We start from the raw sequence: 19,327 nt of genomic DNA on the forward strand, positions 1-19,327 counted from the left end.
ATTGTTCAAACTCAAACAAGAGCGTTAAGCGCAGCGACCGGTCGATTGCCGTGCTTCTGGAGAAAGGCTTCCATTTGAGCGATGTCAACCGTGCCATCCGTTGTATAATCCGCCGCATGAACCCCACCGGAGATATAAAGCACATCCAGTCCGAAATCGGCAGCGCCCTTCACATCGGTCAAAACACCATCTCCGATACCGAGAATTCGGTTTTTCTCAATTTTTTCGCCGCGAATTTCTTCGGCAAACCGCAATGCTGCCTCATAAATCGGGCGATGCGGCTTACCGGCGATGAGGGTGCGTCCGCCAAGCTGGCCATATTCGCGCGCAAGAGCTCCGGCGCACCAGATCAGCCGCGTACCGCGCTCAACCATAATGTCCGGATTGGCGCAAATGAACGGAAGATTGCGCGAGCGCAACCGGGCCAGCAGTTCCTTATAATCTTCCGGCGTTTCGACTTCATCATCATAGAGTCCGGTGCAGACAACCCCAGAAGCTTCAAACTCCTCAACCAGCTCAACGTCGAGACCATCATAGATGGTCAACTCGCGCTCACAGCCAATATGAAACACCTTTCGCGGGCCTTCGGCTATCAGATCGCGGGTTACATCGCCAGATGTAACCACACGGTCATATGTATCGGCAGGTACGCCAAGCCCCAGCATCTGCTTTTCGACATCCGGATGAGGCCGTGGAGAATTGGTTACCAGGATAACCGTAACACCTTTGGCACGCGCACGTTTTAGCGCATCAATTGCAGCCGGATATGCGGACACACCATTATGCACCACACCCCATACGTCGCAGAAGAGCACATCGTACTGGTCGGTCAGATCGTCGAGGCGTTCGAGCTGCTTCATGGTTTCCTCTTGATAATCCATCTGTAAGGCGAGAACCGCAATAGGGTGTGTCTGGAAGACTGCCGGAAAGGCTGCCATCGCTCCCTCTAGCGTAGCGAACCACATCTGTCACGGCTTTTGGCCCGCATATCCGTTCAGCAAAGCGCGTCCAATGATCTCATAGTCTATTTCACCGATCATTTACCGTGCTTCGTGACCGACTGTTAGAAAGATGCTGATAGGAGCAGATACAACTTTTCATTTCATGTGTCACAGACACAACCGTCGGCGGGGGCCAAATTGAAAAACCGGGTTACTCAAGTCCGTAGGCTTGCGCAGCATATTTTTCACCGTTTGCCTCGACTGACGGGCCCAAGTTTCATCAAGGACGAGCGCGGCAATTTTGCGATGATAACGGCTTTGGTGCTGGTCCCTCTGCTTCTCGCAGGCATGATCGCGGTTGACTCCGCCAACCTCATGCGCGTGCGCAACAATGTGCAGGCATCGCTCGATGCTGCCGCACTCGCTGTGGGTAAGCGCTTTTCAACCGGCGCAAGCGAAGCCGACATGCAGGACTATGGCGGCAAGGTCTTCAACGTGAACCTGACCGCCATCGCCGCAGACCGCGTAGCCTTCGCCGTCAGATTTCCGCAAACGGTAAATGATAACCAGCAGATCGCAGCAACCGCGAGCTTCCAGTATCCGTCGCTGTTCGGCTCCATCGCCGCTCAACTCACCAATTCGGCCAACGACTGGGACAACAAACAATATGCGATGAGTTCCTTCGTGCGACTGAAGAACACAGTCGAAGTAGCGCTCGTGCTGGATAATTCCGGCTCCATGAATGACAACGGTGCCGGTTCGAACACACAGCGCCTGCAATTGTTGAAAGACGCCGCAACGCAGCTCGTCGATACCATGGCTGCGCAATCGGCGCTGATCACGCGTGTCGAAAGGCCGGTGCAGTTCTCGCTTGTGCCTTTCGCAGGTTCAGTCAATGTTGGGTCCGGCTACCTTAAAGAGCCATGGATGGATCCGAGCGGAACCTCGCCGGTCAATCTCGAAAACTTCATCCTGCCTGTTAAGATCGATAGCACGCGCAGCATCGTCGAAAGCCCGGTCGGCAGCGGCCTTTACATCAAATCGGGCACCGGCTGGGGCACGGAAAATGGCAAGGCCTTTTCCCGCGCCGCCCTCTATACCGATCTCGCAAAGCGTTCGACCGCCTCATGGATTCCCTGGTCGGGATGCGTCGAGGCACGCCCTGGAACCCTGGCGCTGGACGTGACGCCGCCATCTGCCGGCAAACCTGAAACCCTGTTCGTCCCGATGTTCGGCCCGGCGGAATATTACGATGTCAACTCGAAGAGCAACCCGACAACCCTCACGCTGAACAGCTGGTGGACCGACGACTTGAGCTTGACCGGGGTAGCCCGCCAGAACGACCTCAAGAAATATTATCTAAACAATGTGCTTTCAAAACGGTCTACGGACGGTGGGCCGAATTACAGCTGCACGACTACAGCTATCACACGCATGACTGACATCTCCACTGACGCAGGCAAGACCGCCATCAAGACTGCAATCAAGGCCATGCAGCCGAGTGGCGGTACGAATGTACCCGAAGGCATGGCATGGGGATGGCGGACGCTCGTACAAGGCGCGCCCTTTACGGAAGGCCGACCGGCGACCGACCGCGGCAACGATAAGGTGGTCATCGTGCTCACCGACGGCGCTAACACCTATTATACTTACAATTCGCTTGCAGGGTCGGGTAAGGATAAGGCCAGCAACCTGTCCTACTATTCGGCGCACGGCTATACGAGCCGCACCACCAAAGGCTACAGCCAGACCCGCCTGTTTCAGGAAAGCGGCGTGTCCGTTGCGCAAGACAACAGCGTCTATACCAAAGCGATGAATACCCGCTTCAACAAGCTTTGCAATAATGCGAAGGACGCCAACATCATTGTTATGACCGTTGCAGTGGACCTGAACAGCAGCAAGACGGACGAAAAAGCCCAGATCGACCTGCTGAAAAGCTGTTCGTCCGACTCCCGCGTCCGTCTCGACGGCGGCAAGCCCGCCAAGCTGTTCTGGAATACCACCGGCGGCAATTTGTCGGAAACTTTCCGCCAGATCGGCGACGAACTGTCAAACCTACGCATCTCGGGTTGATCCTGCAAAATCGAGCCACCATATGCGGTGTTGGCAATGGCCAACCTCGGCTGTTCCGCGCTCAAGACCGTGCAAATTAACCATCATTCGCCTGTCAAATTTCTCAGGCAATCTTGACAAGTTCGGGTCCGGCTTCTATCTCAGAGCCACGTTAGCACTCTCGCATGATGAGTGCTAACAAGCGCGGATCAGCTCGATCCGTTAACAGGGTTCAACGTCTATAACACCAAGGGTTATACCATGGCTGATATCAAGTTCCGCCCGCTTCATGACCGCGTCGTCGTTCGTCGCGTTGAATCGGAAGCTAAGACTGCTGGTGGGATCATTATCCCTGACACCGCCAAGGAAAAGCCACAGGAAGGCGAAATCGTTGCTGCTGGCGCTGGCGCTCGTGACGAAGCAGGCAAGCTGATCGCTCTCGAAGTCAAGGCTGGCGACAAGGTTCTGTTCGGCAAGTGGTCGGGCACCGAAGTCAAGATCGGCGGCGAAGATCTGCTGATCATGAAGGAATCCGACATTCTTGGTATTGTCGGCTAACACCTCCAGCTCGGTATCATCGGCTAATTCAGCCGGGGCGATTTCGCTCTTACCGGAAATCAATTCACCATAATCTGACCGGGACAATTCCCAGGAGAGTAAAATGGCTGCAAAAGACGTAAAATTCGGTCGCACTGCGCGCGAAAAGATGCTGCGCGGCGTCGATATCCTCGCTGACGCTGTTAAGGTAACGCTCGGCCCGAAGGGGCGTAACGTTGTTATCGACAAGTCCTTCGGCGCCCCGCGCATCACCAAGGACGGCGTATCGGTCGCCAAGGAAATCGAACTCGAAGACAAGTTCGAAAACATGGGCGCACAGATGCTGCGCGAAGTGGCTTCGAAGACCAACGACACCGCCGGTGACGGCACGACCACTGCGACCGTTCTCGGTCAGGCTATCGTTCAGGAAGGCGCCAAGGCTGTTGCTGCCGGCATGAACCCGATGGACCTGAAGCGCGGTATCGACCTCGCAGTGACTGAAGTTGTTGCTAACCTTCTCGGCAAAGCCAAGAAGATCAACACCTCGGAAGAAGTTGCCCAGGTCGGCACGATCTCCGCTAACGGCGAAGCCGAAATCGGCAAGATGATCGCTGAAGCGATGCAGAAAGTCGGCAACGAAGGCGTGATCACGGTTGAAGAAGCCAAGACCGCTGAAACCGAACTTGAAGTCGTTGAAGGCATGCAGTTCGACCGCGGTTACCTGTCGCCTTACTTCGTTACCAACCCGGAAAAGATGATTGCGGACCTCGAAGACGCATACATCCTTCTGCACGAAAAGAAGCTCTCGAACCTGCAGGCTCTTCTGCCAGTTCTCGAAGCTGTTGTTCAGACTTCCAAGCCACTCGTCATCATCGCTGAAGACGTTGAAGGCGAAGCCCTTGCAACCCTCGTCGTCAACAAGCTGCGTGGCGGCCTGAAGATTGCTGCTGTCAAGGCTCCTGGCTTCGGCGATCGCCGCAAGGCAATGCTCGAAGACATCGCGATCCTCACCGGTGGTCAGGTCATTTCCGAAGACCTCGGCATCAAGCTCGAAACCGTTACGCTCGACATGCTCGGCCGTGCAAAGAAGGTTTCGATCTCGAAGGAAAACACCACGATCGTGGACGGTGCAGGCCAGAAGGCTGAAATCGACGCTCGCGTTGGCCAGATCAAGCAGCAGATCGAAGAAACCTCTTCGGACTACGACCGTGAAAAGCTTCAGGAACGTCTCGCCAAGCTCGCTGGCGGCGTTGCAGTGATCCGCGTTGGCGGTGCAACGGAAGTTGAAGTGAAGGAAAAGAAGGACCGCGTAGACGACGCCCTGAACGCAACCCGCGCTGCGGTTGAAGAAGGTATCGTTGCTGGTGGTGGTACCGCTCTGCTCCGCGCTTCGGCTCAGATTGCTGCCAAGGGTGCAAATCCTGACCAGGAAGCTGGCATCAACATCGTTCGTCGCGCTCTGCAGGCTCCAGCTCGCCAGATCACGACCAATGCCGGTGAAGAAGCTTCGGTTATCGTTGGCAAGATCCTTGAAAACGGCTCGGACACCTATGGCTACAACACAGCCAATGGCGAATTCGGTGACCTGATCAAGGCTGGCGTTGTCGATCCGGTTAAGGTTGTCCGCACCGCTCTGCAGAACGCAGCATCGATTGCTGGTCTCCTGATCACCACCGAAGCCATGATCGCCGAACTGCCTAAGAAGGATGCAGCTCCTGCTGGCATGCCTGGTGGTATGGGCGGCATGGGCGGCATGGATTTCTAAGAAATCCATAAAGCTCGCCCATGAGTACAATACCTGCACCGCAAAGCGGTGCGGGTCGCGGCATGGATTTCTAAGAAATCCATAAAGCTCATTTCGATGAGAATACGAGAAAGGCGGCCCTTGGCCGCCTTTCTTTTTACGTTACGTAACCATTTGTGATTTATGAAAAATTTACTCTGCTCGCGCTTTGCGGCGACGAAGCTAGTATTTTAGAAACTTCTGATTGACTCCCAGCCGCCAATCATGGTCAATCCCGAATGACATAGAGATGGACTTCCTGTTTGCCCCCGCACTTTGGAAGTCCTGTCTCAGGCAACAGGAAAGGCAGGCTTCGGCCTGTCTTTCCACTTGCACTCCTTTAAAGGTTCAGCCCTTATTCCGCGGCGTCGATCTGTGCCTTGCCTGATGACAGGGCATCATAACGAGCACGCGCCATCATTACTTTTGCTTCATTGGCTGTCGCCCATTCGCCCAGCGCACGCACGGGTCGCAAAAGATCACGCCCCATTTCTGTCAGTTCATATTCGACCTTGGGCGGAATTGTCGGGAAAACCGTACGTGTAACGAAGCCGTCCCGTTCCAGATTACGCAATGTCGTCGTCAGCATTTTCTGAGAAATACCGTCTACGGTTCGGCGCAATTCATTGAAACGCATTGGGTGATTGCCGAGGTAACTCACCACAAGCACTGTCCATTTATCACCAACGCGGGACAGAATTTCCGTTACGGTTCTGCACGCACTGGTTTCCTTGAAGTCACCGGGTTTCATAAAAGTGCCTCCTTGCGCCGTGAATAGGTCACTTATATAGCGTCGGTTTCCAACGGTTACCACTCGAATAAAGGTGCTATCAATGTCTAAGCTCAAAGTCGCCGTTATTGTCGGCAGCACACGCGAACAGCGTTTTGCTCCTGTTCCCGCGCAATGGATTGCGAAACTGGTTGCTGAACGGCCGGAATTGAATGTGGAGATTCTCGATCTCGCCGACTATCCGATGAGCTTTTATGGCGACACCTCGACCACGACCGCTCAAGCCGAAACCGCCGACAAATGGAAAACAAAGCTGCGCGAATTCGATGCCTACATTCTGACTGCAGCTGAATATAACCACGCTCCTACTGCCGTTCTGAAGAACGCCATCGACTATGGTGACTGGATTCAGAAGCCAATGGGATTTGTCGGCTATGGTGGCGTCGGCGGCGCTCGCGCTGTTGAGCAGTTGCGAATGATTGCAGTCGAAATGTCTTCGATGTCGGTCAAAACCGGCGTCCATATCCTTTTTCCTGATTATCTCGCTGTTGTTAAAGGCGAGAATACGCTCGACGATCTCCCTCATCTGGCTGAAGCTGCCAAGAATATGCTGGATCAGCTAATCTGGTGGGGCAAGGCACTTAAGTCTGCTCGCGCCGTATAAGCAACGCGTAGAGCAAGCCGGAGCGCTAGAATTCCGGCTTGCCGCCAGCATTGCCTGCCCTATGATTATCCTCAGTCATAATGGAACGGATAGTCATATGCCCAAGGAACTTCCCATCGCCACAGCCCCGAAAGATGGTCGCAAGATAACGGTCGTCTGGACCGATGAAGACGATCAGCGCAACGAGTCTATCGCACAGTATCGAACGCTTGCTCAGTTGCAGGCTGGCGGCGGGCAATGGGACGAAACCGATACTGGCTGGTGGACTTTCACCGACAGCAAAACCCAGCGCAAAATAGAACCTACCGCCTGGATTTCCGAGACGGATGACGGCGACGAAGAAGACGATGCGTGACCGGGAAATCCCGGTCAACAAAAATTGACTTTTTCAATCATATTTTATCAAATGATTGCATACTAAATGTTTCACAGAGAAACATTGGCCCGCCAAGGCTTTGGCGGTGCTATATTCAATCTGAAAGGCTCGGTTCCGAGTCCAAGTTAGCCGGAGAACTGAAATGACTGCTACGCGTACCGAAACAGATACTTTCGGACCGATCGATGTTCCCGCAGACCGTTATTGGGGCGCGCAGACACAACGCTCTCTGCAAAATTTCAAGATCGGCGGCGAGCGCATGCCGCTGCCGTTAGTTCACGCATTAGGTGTCGTTAAGCGTGCGGCAGCGGAAACCAATATAGCACTTGGCAAGCTCGACCCGGTTCTGGGCCAGGTCGTCGCAGTTGCGGCATCCGAAGTCATCGAGGGTAAACTCGACGATCATTTCCCGTTGGTCGTCTGGCAAACTGGTTCGGGAACACAGTCGAACATGAACGCCAATGAAGTGATTTCCAATCGTGCGATCGAACTGCTTGGCGGCGAGAAAGGTTCCAAGAAGCCGGTTCATCCGAACGACCACGTCAATATGAGCCAGTCGTCCAATGACAGTTTCCCAACGGCAATCCACATTGCCACGGCGGTTGAAGCGGTTAATCGCCTTTATCCAGCATTGGAGCACCTGACCAAGGCGCTCATGGCCAAGGAAGAATCATTCAAGGACATTATCAAGATCGGTCGTACCCATACACAGGACGCAACGCCGGTTACTCTTGGACAGGAATTCTCCGGTTATCGCGCCGCCTTGGAATATGCGCGTCTTCGCATCGAACAGTCACTCGCAGACGTCTTTCTGCTCGCACAGGGCGGCACCGCCGTCGGTACGGGTCTGAATGCGCCGCTTGGCTTCGATACGGGCTTTGCCGAAGCCGTAAGCGAGATTACAGGCCTCACTTTCAAAACCGCGCCCAACAAATTCGAAGCTCTTGCCAGCCACGGTGCTATTCTCAACTTCCATGGTAGCCTGAATGCCCTGGCGGCAGACCTTTTCAAGATCGCGAATGACATCCGCTTCCTCGGCTCCGGCCCGCGTTCCGGGCTCGGCGAACTGTCATTGCCTGAAAACGAACCAGGGTCCTCCATCATGCCGGGCAAGGTCAATCCGACCCAGGCCGAAGCAATGACCATGGTGGCAACGCAGGTATTCGGCAACCAGACGACAGTAACGGTTGCCGCAAGCCAGGGCCATTTCGAACTGAATGTGTTCAAACCGGTAATCGCATACAATGTCCTGCAATCGATCCGCATTCTCAGCGACGCCATGGTGTCATTTGCCGATCATTGTGTAGAGGGCATCGAACCTAACTTGAGCCGCATCAAGGAACTGCTGGATCGCTCGCTGATGCTCGTGACCGCGCTGGCCCCGGCTATCGGTTATGACAATGCAGCCAAGATTGCCAAGACTGCTCACAAGAACGGAACCACCTTGCGCGAAGAAGCCTTGGCAAGTGGACTGGTGTCGGAAGAAGACTATGAACGGCTGGTGCGAGCGGAGAGAATGATTGCACCAGAATGAATTGGTATTCATACTGTAAACAAACTGTCGAGGATTAGACGGCTTTCCTTGACAGTCAGCAATCGTTAATTGATGCCTCAGTTCAACAGGAGATAGCCCCGCATGTCCTCTATCACTCCACAGTCCAACGGCGCTGTAACGCTCATCGCCCGCATCTTTCTTTCGATTCTCTTTATCATCGCCGGCTACGGCAAGCTGACCGCCATTTCGGGTACCGCAGGTTATTTCGCCGGAATCGGCCTTCCGGTTCCAATCGTTACGGCTGTTATCGTCGGTCTGGTAGAATTTGTCGGCGGCCTTGCAATTCTCGTTGGCTTTCAGACCCGCATTGCTGCGGCCATTGTCGGTCTCTTCACCATTGGCGCAACACTTGTTGCCCATATGGACTTCTCGCAAGGCATGAATGCCATGATGGCCCAGAAAAACCTCGCAATTGCCGGTGGTCTCTTCATCCTCGCCCTGCACGGCGCGGGTTCGCTTTCGATTGACGCCAAGCGCGGCTGATCGAGCAGTATCAATGGCACATAAAGAAACCGCGCCATTCTTATGGCGCGGTTTTTTCTTTTCTAGGTTTTGCCGTCAATGCACTCATAAGGCAGGATGCTCTTCGAACTGAGGAAGATCATCCAAAATGTCATACCATGCCGCTTTCGAGCCAACAAAAATATGTGCAGACGGCTTCAGACCTGGCTCATCAGCCAGCGCACCGAAATTGACATGTACATATTCGCCGTCGCGAACAATTGAATACAGATAAGAACCACAAAAGGCGCATCGCACGTCGTGATCGGTCTCGTTGCCAACGAGCATGAGAGACGCTTTATCCTGCGTCTCGTCCAATGCATTCGTTCTTACTCCACCGAAGGCCTTGAAAGCGCTGCCCGTGGACCGGCGGCACAACGAACAATGGCAATTCAGAGCATATTCGAATTCATCTGATACGGTGAAGCGAACTGCTTCACACGCACAACGGCCATTCAATCTGCGCGCACCATTCATCCATACTGTCCCGAATTTTGATTATGAAATCCTATTCCGCAACAGCATAAGACAAAACTCGAAATTATCTACCCGTCCAATCCCTTACGGATGCGTGTCGCAACTTCTGCAACACGCGGGTTCACGTGGCTGCGGCGCGCCGAAACAAGGCACGCCTGCGAGCGCAGGATGATGCCGTCTTCCAGCACCTTGAGCCGGTTGGCGCGCAAGGTTGACCCCGTCGAGGTGATATCGACAATCATATCAGCAGAACCTGCCGCCGGAGCGCCCTCGGTCGCACCGAGACTTTCCACGATGCGGTAAACCTGAATGCCGTGTTTTTGCGAGAAGAACTGCTGCGTCAGACGCCAATATTTGGTGGCGATGCGCAGGCGGCGACCATGACGCTGGCGGAAATCGGCAGCCACGTCGTCAAGATCGGCCATGCTGGTTACATCACGCCAGACTTCCGGCACGGCCACAACCACATCGGCGTGACCGAAACCCAGTTCCGCCTCGATGGCCACACGCTCATCGGCATGGGCCAGTGTTTCGCGCACGAGGTCTTCCCCCGTGACGCCCATATCAACGCTGCCATAGCCCAGTTCGCGCGCAATTTCGGAAGCCGAAAGAAACAGAATATCGAGATCGTCTTCACCTTCGACGCGCGCGCGATAATTACGGTCGTCGTCCGGCAGGATCACTTTGTATCCGGCCTTTTCGAGAACGGCGAGCGTCTGTTCCTTCAGCCGACCCTTGGACGGCAATGCCAGTGTGACGCTCATTTCGTTGCTCCCGCCAGCACTTGCAGCCGGTCCAGCCAGATGGAGAAGCCGACGCCGGGAATGTTTTCGGAAGCACCGAGCATGGTCAAAAGCCGATCGTAACGGCCACCGCCTGCCAGAACCGCATCCTTTTCCACGCCAGCGGCGCGGATTTCATAGACAAGGCCGGTATAATAATCGAGCGGACGCCCGAACGATGCGTCATAGACAATATCGCTGGTCTTGATGCCAGCCGCAGCAATCGCTTCGGCACGAGCTTCGAATTTCTGAAGCACAGCGCCAAGATCGAGCGCGTTTTCGGATGCGAAGGCGCGCAAGGTCACCGCTGCGGAATCGAGCGTGACATGGGTTTCCAGAAACTGCTTGAGCAGATCGAGCGCCGAAGCGGGGAACCGTGTCGCGGCCAGATCTTCCTTTTCGATCAGGCGACGGGCGATTTCCGCAGGCGAACGGCCAGCGCCCGGCGATATGCCAGCTTCCAGCATTTCGGTTTCCAGCGTGCGCGCAAGGCCGGTTTCGTCACCTTCGGCAACGAGAACGGCCAGCGTTTCCGGCAGGGAATCGCGCAGCTTGTCGCCCGTCAGTTCAGCCAGAGCCAGTTGCATGGAATGCGCATCACCGAAGGAACGCAGCAGCTTCTTGCGCCAGCCCTGCGGGAGACCCAGCGCCTTGAGCATGCCTGCGAAAACCGACTGGTCGCCCAGCACGATTTCGAGCTTGGCTTGCGGAACGACAGAGCGAACGCAGGACAGCGCATCGGCAATCGAGCGTGCATCCGAAGCCGCCTCATCGGCAGCACCCAAATCCTCGATGCCTGCCTGAAGAAACTCAGCCGCGCCATCACGACGCTGGCGGAACACTTCGCCAAGATAGGCGTAACGCTTCGGCGTGGCCGCATTGAGCGCAATATGGTTGCGGCAGACTGGAATCGTGAATTCCGGTCGCAGGCACAGGCTGTCGCCATTTTCATTTTCGGTGAGGAAAATACGACGGCGCAAATCTTCGCCAGCCATATCCAAAAATGGATCGGCAGGCTGGATCAGCGGTATTTCCACCAGATCGGCATCGCGCGCATCAAGCTCAGTGCGAAGCGCGTTGAAAACCGGCGATGTGCGCGTTGCGGCCATGGTTCCGATCACTTTGCGGCTTGAGCGCGGTCCTGCGCCTGACTGCTGAGAATTTCCCGAACCGCTTCGACCAGACCGTCTTCCTTGACGGTGATCTGCGCCGGACGGCTCTCGCGCCAGGTCACATTGTCCTCGATCTCGGCGGAAAGGCGCTTGCCCTCGACCAGATCTTTGATCTGCACTTCACCGGCTTCGCGCTCCTGCGAACCCTGAATGATCACGCATGGCGCATCGCGACGGTCGGCATATTTCATCTGCGCCTTCATGCCGGAACCGCCGACATACATTTCAGCGCGGATGCCCTGCTGGCGCAGATCGGAGACCATCTTCTGATAGCGACCGAGGCTTTCCGTGTCCTTGTCCATCACCAGCACGACAACCGGGCCGACGACATCGGATACGTCCAGCTTGCCGAGGTTTTTCAGCGCCGTCATCAGGCGCGAAACGCCGATGGAGAAGCCCGTCGCCGGAACCGGCTCGCCACGGAAACGCGACACGAGGCCGTCATAACGACCGCCGCCGCCAACCGAACCGAACACGACCTTCTGGCCGTCTTCATTGGTCACGTCGAACAGAAGCTCGGCTTCGAAAACCGGGCCGGTGTAATATTCAAGACCGCGCACCACGGACGGGTCGATCTTCACGCGGCCGTCATAGCCGCCTGCCGAGAACAGCGCCTGCATGTCGGAGAGTTCGGTGACACCTTCCTCGCCCTTGGCGTTGCCCGCAACGACAGCGCGAAGATTGGCAATCGTATCGGCACCCGTCGCACCGCCAGCGGCGGTGAAGGCCAGCACTTTTTCAATTGCAGCATCGGCCAGTTCAGCGCCCTTGGTAAAGTCGCCGCTTTCGTCGAGGCGACCCTTGCCGAGCAGAAGGCGCACGCCCTCCGGGCCGAACTTGTCGAGCTTGTCGATGGCCCGTAGTACGTTCAGGCGCTTGGCGGCATTGCCCTCGCCTTCAAGGCCGATCGCATCCAGCACGCCGTCCAGAACCTTGCGGTTGTTGACGCGGATCGCGTAATCGCCGCGACGAATGCCGAGACGCTCCAGCGTGTCGGCCATCATCATGCACATTTCGGCATCGGCGGAGACGTTCGGCGCACCGACCGTGTCGGCGTCGAACTGCATGAACTGACGGAAGCGGCCCGGGCCCGGCTTCTCGTTGCGGAACACCCAGCCATTGCGATAGCTGCGATAAGGCTTCGGCAACTGCTCGAAATTTTCGGCCACATAACGCGCCAGCGGCGCGGTCAGATCATAGCGCAGCGACAGCCACTGCTCATCGTCGTCCTGAAAGGAAAACACGCCTTCATTCGGACGGTCCTGATCCGGCAGGAACTTTCCAAGCGCGTCGGTATATTCCACCAGCGGCGTTTCCACCGGCTCAAAGCCATAGAGGTCATAGACTTCGCGGATGGTCGCCATCATTTTTTCGGCGGCGCGCAAGTCGTCCGGAACCCGATCGACAAACCCGCGCGGCAGCCGCGCCTTCATCTTGTCCGCTTTATCGGCCATTTTTCCTGCCTGATCGCTAAATATATACAATACATGCCGGAAAAAACCGGCAGCAAACCCGTTGCCGGTTTCCTAACCGATCAAGCCCGTTGCGGCAAGTGCAGGAAGCGTGTTCAGCGTGCGGCAATGGCGACGGCGGCGCCCGCCATCACGCCAGCGCTGGTTCGATTGGCGATGCGCATCATGCGCGGACTGCGCAAAACGCGCCGGGCCTGCGCGGCCAGCACCACCCATGCGGTGTCTACCGCCGCCAGAACGACAAACATGACAGCTAGCAGTTCTGCCCAACCAACCAGCGAGACATGGGTGATATTCACGACCGTCGGCAAAATGGCGATGTAGAAGACCATGATCTTCGGATTGCCGAGCGTGACGGCAAGTGCGCTGAGGAAAAGCTTCCGCCCTTCGCCCTCGCGCGGAATGGCGTTTTCATCCGCTTCTTCGGCCGCCGGCGCGGTCCACATTTTCCAGGACAGATAGATCAGATAGGCCACGCCAGCATATTTCAGCACCAGAAAGGCAGTGTGGAAGCTGTTGGCGAGCGCCGACAGGCCCCAGACGGCAAGCGACAGCCATATGGCGTCGCCGAGCCAGAGGCCAAACATGAATGGAAAGACGCCCTTGTGCCCACGGCTGATGACGCGCGCCACCAGCGCGCCGACATTCGGCCCCGGCGTGCCAGCGGCTACGACCAGGATACCCGCGAAAGCAATGAGCGACGTCAAATCCATGGCTGTTCCTCCGAATGAATACTGCTTTTCGCAGAAAGATCGCCGGTTATCAATCTCCGGTTTATTGGGCTTCGCTTATTGGGGTCGCTTGAATGACAGCCGCAGTTTTTCGATATGGGCGCGGCAATGGCAGCCTTCGATATGGTCGTTGACCAGCCCCATGGCCTGCATGAAGGCATAAACCGTTGTCGGCCCGACGAAGGACCAGCCGCGCTTCTTCAAATCCTTGGAGATGCGGATGGACGTATCGGTTTTCGGATTGGCTACCAGCGTCGGATAATCGACCACGGCAGGGCGGTCCGCCGCGCCCGGCTCGAACGACCAGAAATAGGCCGCGAGCGAGCCTTTTTCCGCGACCAGTTCAATAGCGCGGTTTGCATTGTTGATGGTCGATTCGATCTTGCCGCGATGGCGCACGATACCCTTGTCGGCGAGCAGGCGTTCCACGTCTTTTGCGTCATAGTGTGCAACGCGGCGGAAATCGAAGCCATCGAAAGCGGCGCGGAAATTCTCGCGCTTGCGCAAGATGGTGAGCCAGGACAGGCCTGACTGGAAACCTTCAAGGCATATCTTCTCGAACAGCCGGTGATCATTGGAGACCGGCACGCCCCATTCATTGTCGTGATAGGCGAGGTAATCCGGCAAGACGCCCGGCCAGAAGCAACGGGTCTTGCCATCTTCGCTGACGATCAAACCTGTCTTGACCTCGGCAACATCACTCATTTTCCCGCCTCCATTTTCCTGCTCATGACGCTATCCGAAAACTGTTTCCCACTTTTCGGGGACATGCGCAAAGCTTCATCGATCATTAAACATGTGACGCAACCTGACGCTAACCACAACTCTACTTAGAGCTTCAGGCAGGCAGAACACGCGACCGAAATTTACCTTTACGATTCCATTGGGGCGCACAATCCCGTCATGAAATTGAATGCTGTTCTCCTGACAGTGCATGTCAGGAAGCGCAGCCAGGCAACCGCGCCAACGGACCCAAACTGGTCAAACAACCGGGATGATGGCGCAAAGAGAGACGGATCTGGACCATGAAACCACGTCATCTTCTTTTGATCGGATCGCTTGCGGCGATTGCCGTTTCCGTCGTCAGTACCGGCATGGCTTTCGCCAATGAACGTTATGCGACCTTGCCGCCAGTCGCCGTCAGCCCCGACCTGTCCGCGCCCTGGGTTGCTCAACTGCACGGCCAGCCTGCCTGCATGCGCCAGATGCCGGATGGCACCGTCCAGCAGCCCGTGCGCCGCACGACGGTCAAGCAGCGCCAGAAGCAGAAGTCGAACTATCGTCAGGTTTCCTACCAGCGCCCGGCACAAAACCCGGCCGCAGTGCCGACCAAGCGCCAGATCGACCCGATCTATCTGCCGCAGAGCGTTTCTTACTCCGGCAAGGAAAAGCCCGGCACCATCGTCATCGATACCGGCAAGCGCTTTCTCTATCTCGTGCAATCCGATGGCAGGGCCATGCGTTACGGTGTTGGCGTCGGCAAGCAGGGTTTCAGCTGGAAAGGTTCACAGCGCATCAGCCGCAAGGCCGAATGGCCAACCTGGACACCGCCGAAGGAAATGATTGCCCGCGAGCGCCGCAAGGGTCGCATCCTGCCTGCGCGCATGGATGGCGGCGTCAATAATCCGCTCGGCGCGCGCGCCCTTTATCTCGGCTCCACGCTTTACCGCATTCACGGCACCAACCAGCCATGGACCATCGGCAAGGCGATGTCTTCGGGCTGCATCCGCATGCGCAATGAGGACGTCACCGATCTTTATGAGCGTGTTCCGGTTGGTGCAAAAGTAGTTGTCCGCTAAACCAACCATCGTTCCGTGATATTTGCGACCGTCTTCTTCCACAGGCGGTCGTTTTGTTTTTACAAATCTGAAAAGATCAAAATTTCTGCACAGAAAGAATGATTGCAGACTTACAAACATAGTTGAAAGGGCTTTTCCTTTTCCCCCGAACACCCATATGCTGACCATGGCAAAGTCCAAAGAGAGATGAGAAGGGCTGCCGGATGGCAGTTCGCGCCGGAGAAGGAACCGGCACGCAGGTTAATAGCATTTTTGTGCACCACGGGTCGCCCTTGCACAGAATGCTTCGGAGGGAAAGGATAAATCATGACCGTACCGACGGTTAAACTGAACGACGGCAACCATATTCCGCAGCTCGGTTACGGTGTCTGGCAGGTTGGCAATGATGAAGCGGTTACAGCCGTCAGCGAAGCGCTGAAAGCGGGCTACCGGCACATCGACACTGCCGCCATCTATGGCAATGAAGAAGGCACAGGCAAAGCCATCAACAGTTCAGGCATTGCGCGCGGCGACATCTTCCTGACGACAAAACTCTGGAACAGCGAACAAGGCTATGAATCGACGCTGAAAGCGTTCGACGCCAGCCTGAAAAAGCTCGGCACGGACTATGTAGATCTTTATCTGATCCACTGGCCTATGCCGTCAAAAGACCTGTTCATGGAAACCTGGCGCGCCTTCGTCAAGCTGAAGGAAGATGGCCTCGTGAGATCCATCGGCGTATCGAATTTCCGCACCGCCGATCTTGAGCGCGTTATCAACGACAGCGGCGTCACGCCGGTTCTCAACCAGATCGAGCTGCATCCGCAGTTCCAGCAGGACGAGTTGCGTCTGTTCCACAGCAAACACGATATCGCCACGGAAGCCTGGAGCCCGCTAGGACAAGGCAAGATTCTGGAAAACGAGAAGCTGAAGGCCATTGCCGAAAAGCACGGCAAGTCCGTCGCACAGGTTATCTTGCGCTGGCATATCGAGACCGGCAATATCGTCATTCCAAAATCGGTCACGCCTGCCCGGATCAAGGAAAATTTTGAGGTCTTCGATTTCAGCCTCAATGGCACCGATCACGATGCCATCACCAAGCTGGACAAGACCGACGGTCGCATCGGCCCGAACCCGGCGACGTTCTCGGCAGGTTGAACCAAGACGCATGCCAAAATGCATGAATGTAGAAGCCGGGCAATTGCCCGGCTTTTCTATTTTCAGGCCGCGATTTGCGACAGTCCTTGCGGCTTCGGCCCGCCATAGGCCCAATCGATCAGCTCCACCGTGTGGACAATCGGCAATTTGCTGCCAGTGGCGATCTGGGTCATGCAGCCGATATTGCCGGTTGCAATAAGGGCGGCGCCCGTTGCCTCGATATTCTTCACCTTGCGGTCACGCAGCTTGGCGGCTATCTCCGGCTGCATGATGTTATAGGTGCCAGCCGATCCACAGCATAGATGCCCTTCCAGCGGTTCCTTCACCGTAAAGCCCGCCTTCGAGAGCAGGTCTTTCGGCTGTCGCACAATTTTCTGCCCGTGCTGCATCGAGCAGGCCGAGTGATAGGCAACTGTTAGCGCCAGTGGCACATCGGGGTCCGGCAGATCGATGCCAGCGAGATATTCGGTGATATCCTTGGCCAGCGCCGAAACCCGCGCAGCCTTGTCCTGATAGGCCGGATCGAGCCGCAGCATATAACCATAATCCTTGATCGTCGTGCCGCAGCCGGACGCCGTGACAATGATCGCATCGAGACCGCCCGCTTCAATCTCGCGCGTCCAGACATCGACATTGTGCCGCGCCTGTTCAAGCGCCTGCTCCTCGCGGCCCATATGGTGAACCAGCGAACCGCAACAGCCTTCGCCCTTCGGTGTCACCACTTCGATGCCGAAGCGGTTCAAAAGGCGCAAGGTGGCGGCATTGATACCCGGATTGAGCACAGGCTGCGCGCAGCCGTTGAGGATTGCCACGCGACCGCGCTTTTCACCCTTGGCGGCGCTGACAGTTTCGATGGGAACTGCCGTTGGCAGGTTTTGCGGCGCGAGATCCAGCATAGCCGCCATGGGTTTCAGGGCATCGCTCTTGCGCAACAGTGGCGCGAACGGCTTGCCGAGCTTCGCCAGTTTCAGCGCTGCGCGGAAGCGGCCCGGATAGGGCAGCACCTGTGCCAGAACTCCGCGCAGGACGCGGTTCATGAACGGACGCTTGTAGGTTTTCTCGATATGGGCGCGGGCATGATCGACCAGATGCATGTAGTTGACGCCCGAAGGACAGGTCGTCATGCAAGACAGGCACGACAGGCAGCGATCGACATGGCGCACGACTTCCTCATCCGCAGGACGGCCGTTTTCCAGCATGTCCTTGATCAGATAAATGCGCCCGCGCGGGCTGTCGAGTTCATTGCCCAGCGTCACATAGGTCGGGCATGTGGCCGTACAGAAGCCGCAATGCACGCATTTGCGCAGGATTTTTTCCGATTCCTGAACACCAGGATCACGCAGCTGATCGGGGCTGAAATGAGTTTGCATCGTGTCACGCTCCAACCTGATGGGAATGCATGCGGCCCGGATTGAGAATGTTTTCCGGATCGAATTGCTGCTTCAACCGCTGCGACAAGGCCGCAAGGGCTGCCGGCTGCGGTTCGAACACATCGATACCAGCGCGGATTGCCTCCGGCGCGCGCACCAGCGTCGCATGACCGCCGCCATGTCTGGCGATCAGCTTGCGCAAGATTTGCGCTTCCGGATCGGCCTCCATCCGCATCCAGATCAGGCCGCCCTGCCAGTCGTAATAGGCATCCACGCCCGCATGACGACGGAACTCGTCCACCATCTGCCAGCCTTGCATCGGCGTCATCGACACACGCCAGACGGCGCGATTGTCGCCCGCATTGGCATAAGGCAACACATCACGCACTTCGCGCCAGAGCTGATGCGATTGCGACCCGTCCAATGCTTCCACCGCGCCGGATTGGCGGAGCAACGCCTGCAATTGGCGGCTGCGATGTTCGACAGAAGGCGCAAAGCCCTCGAGCCGCAACACGGTCGCCGCTTCCCAGCCAAGCTTCCCGTCCAGGAAGCGATTGGCAACTGTCGGCGGCAAATGCGCTGCCGATGCAACTTCCTCGCGTGATCCCATGGCCATGGCCATGACGCGCGCCGCCTGTTCGTCAGTCAACCCGCGCACGACAAGCGTCGCCGCCGTTTCCGGCTTCGGCAGAACCTTGAACGTTACTTCGGTGGCAACGCCCAGCGTGCCCCAGGAATTGGCCATGCCCTTGGACAGGTCATAACCCGTCACGTTCTTGACCACGCGACCACCGGATTTGAACAATTCGCCGCGCCCAGACACAACGCGCACGCCGAGCACATGGTCACGCGCAGCGCCCGCCTTGAGACGGCGTGGACCGGACAAATTGGCAGCAAGCGCGCCACCAATAGTGCCGCGACCACCTTCGCCAGACAGCAACAGACCGTAATCCATTGGTTCGAAGTGAAAACACTGATTGTTGTCAGCCAGAAGCTTTTCGATCTCGACCATCGGCGTTCCGGCCTTTGCCGAAAGTACCAGCTCATCCGGCTCATACAATGTCACGCCCGACAGCGCAGATACGTCCAGCACGTGGCCCGCATCGACCTTGTGTCCGATGCCGCGCTTGGAACCATGGCCGATGATTTCAAGCGAGGTGGAACGGGCCAGCGCATCCTGCACGACCTCCAGAACACCTGCTTCATCCTGCGGCTTAAAGATAATTGTATCACTCATAATCGTAACCA

19 protein-coding genes are annotated in these 19,327 nt (G+C 56.5%); 9 read left to right on the forward strand and 10 right to left on the reverse strand.

Going from position 1 to position 19,327, the window contains the following annotated elements; translation table 11 throughout:
- Positions 1-11: 11 nt before the first annotated feature.
- A complete protein-coding gene (locus CQZ93_RS22610) occupies positions 12-860 on the reverse strand; it encodes a TIGR01459 family HAD-type hydrolase (protein ID WP_105545270.1) in 849 nt (282 codons plus the stop codon).
- A 279-nt stretch (positions 861-1,139) separates the two neighbouring features.
- Here CQZ93_RS22610 and CQZ93_RS22615 point away from each other — a divergent pair, with 279 nt between their 5' ends.
- From CQZ93_RS22615 to groL, 3 genes are all read left to right on the forward strand, one after another.
- Positions 1,140-3,014: a VWA domain-containing protein gene (locus CQZ93_RS22615; protein WP_286154240.1), complete on the forward strand. Its 1,875-nt coding sequence runs from the start codon at positions 1,140-1,142 to the stop codon at positions 3,012-3,014.
- A gap of 240 nt (positions 3,015-3,254) precedes the next feature.
- A complete protein-coding gene (gene groES, locus CQZ93_RS22620; RefSeq protein ID WP_105545271.1) occupies positions 3,255-3,551 on the forward strand; it encodes a co-chaperone GroES in 297 nt (98 codons plus the stop codon).
- Between the two features lie 103 nt (positions 3,552-3,654).
- Positions 3,655-5,295 carry a chaperonin GroEL gene (gene groL / locus CQZ93_RS22625; RefSeq protein ID WP_105544771.1) on the forward strand — a complete coding sequence of 547 codons (1,641 nt, stop codon included), beginning with the start codon at positions 3,655-3,657 and terminating at the stop codon, positions 5,293-5,295.
- Positions 5,296-5,668: 373 nt separating this feature from the next.
- Here the strand turns inward: groL and CQZ93_RS22630 are convergent, their stop codons facing one another.
- A complete protein-coding gene (locus CQZ93_RS22630) occupies positions 5,669-6,064 on the reverse strand; it encodes a winged helix-turn-helix transcriptional regulator (protein ID WP_105544772.1) in 396 nt (131 codons plus the stop codon).
- Positions 6,065-6,146: 82 nt separating this feature from the next.
- Here CQZ93_RS22630 and CQZ93_RS22635 point away from each other — a divergent pair, with 82 nt between their 5' ends.
- The 4 genes from CQZ93_RS22635 to CQZ93_RS22650 all read left to right on the forward strand — a co-directional run bounded on the left by CQZ93_RS22635 (position 6,147) and on the right by CQZ93_RS22650 (position 9,121).
- Entirely contained in the window at positions 6,147-6,707 is a 561-nt protein-coding gene (locus tag CQZ93_RS22635; protein WP_105544773.1) for an NADPH-dependent FMN reductase, read from the forward strand.
- 97 nt (positions 6,708-6,804) lie between these two features.
- Positions 6,805-7,062 (forward strand): hypothetical protein, encoded by a 258-nt coding sequence (locus CQZ93_RS22640; protein ID WP_105544774.1) that lies wholly within the window; start codon positions 6,805-6,807, stop codon positions 7,060-7,062.
- Positions 7,063-7,225: 163 nt separating this feature from the next.
- Positions 7,226-8,617: a class II fumarate hydratase gene (fumC, locus tag CQZ93_RS22645; RefSeq protein WP_105544775.1), complete on the forward strand. Its 1,392-nt coding sequence runs from the start codon at positions 7,226-7,228 to the stop codon at positions 8,615-8,617.
- A gap of 102 nt (positions 8,618-8,719) precedes the next feature.
- A complete protein-coding gene (locus CQZ93_RS22650) occupies positions 8,720-9,121 on the forward strand; it encodes a DoxX family protein (RefSeq protein ID WP_105544776.1) in 402 nt (133 codons plus the stop codon).
- An 84-nt stretch (positions 9,122-9,205) separates the two neighbouring features.
- Here the strand turns inward: CQZ93_RS22650 and CQZ93_RS22655 are convergent, their stop codons facing one another.
- From CQZ93_RS22655 to CQZ93_RS22680, 6 genes are all read right to left on the reverse strand, one after another.
- Positions 9,206-9,616 carry a GFA family protein gene (locus CQZ93_RS22655; protein ID WP_105544777.1) on the reverse strand — a complete coding sequence of 137 codons (411 nt, stop codon included), beginning with the start codon at positions 9,614-9,616 and terminating at the stop codon, positions 9,206-9,208.
- A 68-nt stretch (positions 9,617-9,684) separates the two neighbouring features.
- Entirely contained in the window at positions 9,685-10,380 is a 696-nt protein-coding gene (gene hisG, locus CQZ93_RS22660) for an ATP phosphoribosyltransferase (protein WP_105544778.1), read from the reverse strand.
- Entirely contained in the window at positions 10,377-11,507 is a 1,131-nt protein-coding gene (locus tag CQZ93_RS22665) for an ATP phosphoribosyltransferase regulatory subunit (RefSeq protein ID WP_105544779.1), read from the reverse strand. The genes hisG and CQZ93_RS22665 overlap by 4 nt, the downstream gene beginning before the upstream one ends.
- Before the next feature lie 8 nt (positions 11,508-11,515).
- On the reverse strand, positions 11,516-13,024 hold the full coding sequence (gene hisS, locus CQZ93_RS22670) for a histidine--tRNA ligase (protein ID WP_105544780.1): 1,509 nt from the start codon (positions 13,022-13,024) through the stop codon (positions 11,516-11,518).
- A gap of 113 nt (positions 13,025-13,137) precedes the next feature.
- Entirely contained in the window at positions 13,138-13,755 is a 618-nt protein-coding gene (locus tag CQZ93_RS22675) for a LysE family translocator (RefSeq protein WP_105544781.1), read from the reverse strand.
- 75 nt (positions 13,756-13,830) lie between these two features.
- The gene (locus CQZ93_RS22680; RefSeq protein WP_105544782.1) at positions 13,831-14,478 is read right to left on the reverse strand and encodes a DNA-3-methyladenine glycosylase I; all 648 of its coding nucleotides are present in this window, start codon (positions 14,476-14,478) and stop codon (positions 13,831-13,833) included.
- A 320-nt stretch (positions 14,479-14,798) separates the two neighbouring features.
- Here CQZ93_RS22680 and CQZ93_RS22685 point away from each other — a divergent pair, with 320 nt between their 5' ends.
- Both CQZ93_RS22685 and CQZ93_RS22695 read left to right on the forward strand, forming a co-directional pair.
- Positions 14,799-15,572, forward strand: coding sequence for a L,D-transpeptidase (locus CQZ93_RS22685; protein ID WP_105544783.1), 774 nt, complete (start codon positions 14,799-14,801; stop codon positions 15,570-15,572).
- 306 nt (positions 15,573-15,878) lie between these two features.
- A complete protein-coding gene (locus CQZ93_RS22695; protein WP_105544784.1) occupies positions 15,879-16,709 on the forward strand; it encodes an aldo/keto reductase in 831 nt (276 codons plus the stop codon).
- 62 nt (positions 16,710-16,771) lie between these two features.
- Here CQZ93_RS22695 and glcF read toward each other — a convergent pair whose 3' ends face one another.
- Both glcF and glcE read right to left on the reverse strand, forming a co-directional pair.
- Positions 16,772-18,079, reverse strand: coding sequence for a glycolate oxidase subunit GlcF (gene glcF, locus CQZ93_RS22700; protein WP_105544785.1), 1,308 nt, complete (start codon positions 18,077-18,079; stop codon positions 16,772-16,774).
- Between the two features lie 4 nt (positions 18,080-18,083).
- Complete coding sequence (gene glcE / locus CQZ93_RS22705) at positions 18,084-19,316, reverse strand: glycolate oxidase subunit GlcE (RefSeq protein WP_105544786.1); 1,233 nt, start codon at positions 19,314-19,316, stop codon at positions 18,084-18,086.
- Positions 19,317-19,327 lie beyond the last annotated feature (11 nt).

It is taken from the genome of Ochrobactrum vermis, assembly GCF_002975205.1.
Taxonomy (GTDB): Bacteria; Pseudomonadota; Alphaproteobacteria; order Rhizobiales; family Rhizobiaceae; genus Brucella; species Brucella vermis.

Bases quoted from the DNA above. Each gene is read 5' to 3' on its own strand.
- CQZ93_RS22675 (WP_105544781.1), bottom strand. From the start codon at position 13,755: ATGGATTTGACGTCGCTCATTGCTTTCGCGGGTATCCTGGTCGTAGCC.
- CQZ93_RS22695 (WP_105544784.1), top strand. From the start codon at position 15,879: ATGACCGTACCGACGGTTAAACTGAACGACGGCAACCATATTCCGCAG.
- groL (WP_105544771.1), top strand. From the start codon at position 3,655: ATGGCTGCAAAAGACGTAAAATTCGGTCGCACTGCGCGCGAAAAGATG.
- glcF (WP_105544785.1), bottom strand. From the start codon at position 18,079: ATGCAAACTCATTTCAGCCCCGATCAGCTGCGTGATCCTGGTGTTCAG.
- CQZ93_RS22635 (WP_105544773.1), top strand. From the start codon at position 6,147: ATGTCTAAGCTCAAAGTCGCCGTTATTGTCGGCAGCACACGCGAACAG.
- CQZ93_RS22655 (WP_105544777.1), bottom strand. From the start codon at position 9,616: ATGAATGGTGCGCGCAGATTGAATGGCCGTTGTGCGTGTGAAGCAGTT.
- hisS (WP_105544780.1), bottom strand. From the start codon at position 13,024: ATGGCCGATAAAGCGGACAAGATGAAGGCGCGGCTGCCGCGCGGGTTT.
- hisG (WP_105544778.1), bottom strand. From the start codon at position 10,380: ATGAGCGTCACACTGGCATTGCCGTCCAAGGGTCGGCTGAAGGAACAG.
- fumC (WP_105544775.1), top strand. From the start codon at position 7,226: ATGACTGCTACGCGTACCGAAACAGATACTTTCGGACCGATCGATGTT.
- groES (WP_105545271.1), top strand. From the start codon at position 3,255: ATGGCTGATATCAAGTTCCGCCCGCTTCATGACCGCGTCGTCGTTCGT.
- CQZ93_RS22665 (WP_105544779.1), bottom strand. From the start codon at position 11,507: ATGGCCGCAACGCGCACATCGCCGGTTTTCAACGCGCTTCGCACTGAG.
- CQZ93_RS22680 (WP_105544782.1), bottom strand. From the start codon at position 14,478: ATGAGTGATGTTGCCGAGGTCAAGACAGGTTTGATCGTCAGCGAAGAT.
- CQZ93_RS22640 (WP_105544774.1), top strand. From the start codon at position 6,805: ATGCCCAAGGAACTTCCCATCGCCACAGCCCCGAAAGATGGTCGCAAG.
- CQZ93_RS22610 (WP_105545270.1), bottom strand. From the start codon at position 860: ATGAAGCAGCTCGAACGCCTCGACGATCTGACCGACCAGTACGATGTG.
- CQZ93_RS22685 (WP_105544783.1), top strand. From the start codon at position 14,799: ATGAAACCACGTCATCTTCTTTTGATCGGATCGCTTGCGGCGATTGCC.
- CQZ93_RS22630 (WP_105544772.1), bottom strand. From the start codon at position 6,064: ATGAAACCCGGTGACTTCAAGGAAACCAGTGCGTGCAGAACCGTAACG.
- CQZ93_RS22650 (WP_105544776.1), top strand. From the start codon at position 8,720: ATGTCCTCTATCACTCCACAGTCCAACGGCGCTGTAACGCTCATCGCC.
- glcE (WP_105544786.1), bottom strand. From the start codon at position 19,316: ATGAGTGATACAATTATCTTTAAGCCGCAGGATGAAGCAGGTGTTCTG.